Below are 2564 nucleotides of genomic sequence, written 5' to 3' on the forward strand. Positions count from 1 at the left end.
TGCGTATTTCGGCGAACGTGACCGCCGATTTCGGGAACGTGACCGATTTGGCGAGATAGGCGTTGCGCGGTGTCGATTGTAGGGTTTCGTATCAGTTCTGGTCGAGTTCGGGCTCCAGGATGTTGGGTTTTGGTGATGCTTTTCTGAGCGATTCGCCAGTGAGCGTGATCCGGTGATGGCGCTGCATGAGACGGTCGAGCATCGCATCGGCGATGGTTTCGTCGCCGATCCAGCTGTGCCAATGCTCAATCGGTAACTGGCTGGTGATGATGGTCGCCTTGCCCGCCGCTCGGTCATCGATCATCTCGAGCAGATCGTTGCGAACCATTGCATCGAGGGGAGCCATTCCCCAATCATCCAGTAGCAGGACGTCAACGCGGGCGACCTGCAGCAGCCATTTGGTGAAGCCGCCGTTGCCGTGGAGTACGCGCAGTTCCTCGCCAAGTCGTGGCACGCGCAGATACAAGGCGGAATGTCCGCGCCGGCAGGCATATTGCGCCAGGGCGCAGGCGAGCCATGATTTGCCCGCGCCGGTTGGGCCGCTGATGAGCAGGCTGTAGCCGGCTTCGACCCAGTCGCCAAGTGCCAGGCTCGTGAGCGAGCGCGGGTCCACGCCTCGACCGGAACGGGTATCGAGGTCCTCGATGGCGGCCTGCGGATACTTGAGACGCGCCTGCTTGAGCAGTCGGGTGCGGCGCCGGTCATCACGCCAGCTGGCTTCCCGGTCGACCAACAGGGACAGTCGCTCCTCGAAGCTCAGGCTGGCCGCGCCGGGCTGCGTCAACTGTTCTTCGAGGCCATCAGCGAAGCCGTCCAGCTTCAGGGTGCGCAGCTGCGTCAGGGTCTGGTGCATCATCATGGTGGGTTCTCTTTTATTGGTAGTAGCTGGGACCGCGTACATGCGCGTGGCTCGGGCTGATCCAGTCGGCAGGCGTTGCCGCCGCAGCGCGGTCGCGGTTGTTGATCAGGATGTCGCGCACGTGGCGGTAACGGTGCACGCCCAGTTCCAGCGCCAGCGCACACGCAGCTTCAAGGCGGTCGCGGCCAAAGCGCCGAGACAGCGAGAGCAATCCGAGGCACGCCCGATAGCCGTGTTCCGGATGGCGTTGCTCCTGCAGCAGTCGCGTGACGAGCGCGCCGGTTGCCGCGCCGATCTGCTGCCCCCAGTGAATCAGCCGCTGCGGCGTCCATTCGAGATGGGCGCGGTGCGCCGCCGGCATGTGCTCGACGACGGTGGTGTAGCCACCCACGCGGTCATTGCGGGCGTGGCTGGCAACGCGGCGGCCGCGATGCAACAGTTCGACAGCCCCCGCTGTGATGCGGGCATCGAGCTTGAGGCCGACCAGGGCGTGCGGCACGCTGTAACGGTGCTTGTTGATCTCGACGTGATAGTCGATATGAACCGTCACCGACTTGAAGTGCGCCAGCTCATAGGGCTGTGCCGGCAGCGGCTGCAGGGCCGGCGCATCCAGTTCGGCGAACGCGCTGGCGCGGCATCCGGGCAACTTCTGGAACGGGCGCTCGTTCAGGTTCTTCAGCAGCGGCTGGATCGCGTCATTGACCAATTGAACTGACGCAAACTGATGATGACGCAGGCGCGCCATGATCCAGCGCTCAACCACCTGGACTGCAACTTCTACTTTTGGTTTGTCCTGTGGGCGATATACGCGAGCGGGCAGGAAGGACGTGCCGTAATGACGCGCGAAGTCCAGCACGGTATCACTCGCGCGCGGCTCATAACGGTCGGGATCGGCAATCATTGCGCGCGGGTTGTCCGGCACGACCAGCTGCGGCACGCCGCCATAGAAGGTCAGCGCGCGTGCAATCCCGCCCAGCCAGTCCTCCATCGTTTCGGCCGGCGTCGCGCACGCGAATGTGTAGCTCGACGCGCCCATGGCGGCCACGAAGATGTGTGCGCGGCGTCCGGTCGTCAGCGGCAGCGTGGGGCCGGCGAAGTCAACGAACAGCTTCTCGCCGGCGCGGTGGATCTGACGCATCGAGCGCTTCAGGCGTTTGGTGAATGCCTTGTAGTGCTCGCAGAACTGCGTATAGCGGTAGGTCTGCCGGTCCGCGAACTCGGCCTGGTACTCCTCCCACAGCAGGGTGAGCGTCATGCCCTTGCGGCGCAGTTCCTGATGGATCCGCCCGTAGTCGGGCTGGGCGTAGGCTGCTGGCCCCGTGGGCTTGCCGAGTAAGCGCCGCTCAAGCTCTCCCTCGTCCATGTCGCTGGCACTCGCCCAGTCGAGCCCCGCGGCCCCGGCCAGTCCGACGTACTTCGTGACCACGCCCTTGGAAATGCCCAGCGACGCGGCGATCCGATCGTGCGAGAAGCCGCCGTCGAATTTAAGTCTTAAAACGTCCTTGATCATGCGCATGTTCATCCGGTGCGCGGGCATGCTCTCTCCGGCAAAAGCCGGCGAGCATAGCCCGTGCGGTTGATGTCATGCGCAACGCCAACCCTGCCTTCCGGTCCGGTCGGTCACGTTCCCGAAATGCCCGGTCACGTTGCCGAAATCGCCGGTCACGATCCCGAAACGGCCGGTCACGTTCGTCCGAAATACGCA

The 2564-nt window shown here is 64.1% G+C and carries 2 protein-coding genes; both read right to left on the bottom strand.

Features of this window, described 5'->3' with window-relative positions; translation table 11 throughout:
* Positions 1-91: 91 nt before the first annotated feature.
* Positions 92-859 carry an IS21-like element helper ATPase IstB gene (istB, locus tag E1J61_RS35920; protein ID WP_133098529.1) on the bottom strand — a complete coding sequence of 256 codons (768 nt, stop codon included), beginning with the start codon at positions 857-859 and terminating at the stop codon, positions 92-94.
* A gap of 13 nt (positions 860-872) precedes the next feature.
* Positions 873-2396 (bottom strand): IS21 family transposase, encoded by a 1524-nt coding sequence (istA, locus tag E1J61_RS35925; protein ID WP_133098530.1) that lies wholly within the window; start codon positions 2394-2396, stop codon positions 873-875.
* Positions 2397-2564 lie beyond the last annotated feature (168 nt).

The sequence above is a fragment of the Cupriavidus sp. L7L genome, from assembly GCF_004353535.1.
Classification (GTDB): Bacteria; Pseudomonadota; Gammaproteobacteria; order Burkholderiales; family Burkholderiaceae; genus Cupriavidus; species Cupriavidus oxalaticus_A.

What these genes read in the sequence shown, in the direction of transcription:
- istB (WP_133098529.1), bottom strand. Translation starts at nt 859, where the DNA reads ATGATGATGCACCAGACCCTGACGCAGCTGCGCACCCTGAAGCTGGAC.
- istA (WP_133098530.1), bottom strand. Translation starts at nt 2,396, where the DNA reads ATGCCCGCGCACCGGATGAACATGCGCATGATCAAGGACGTTTTAAGA.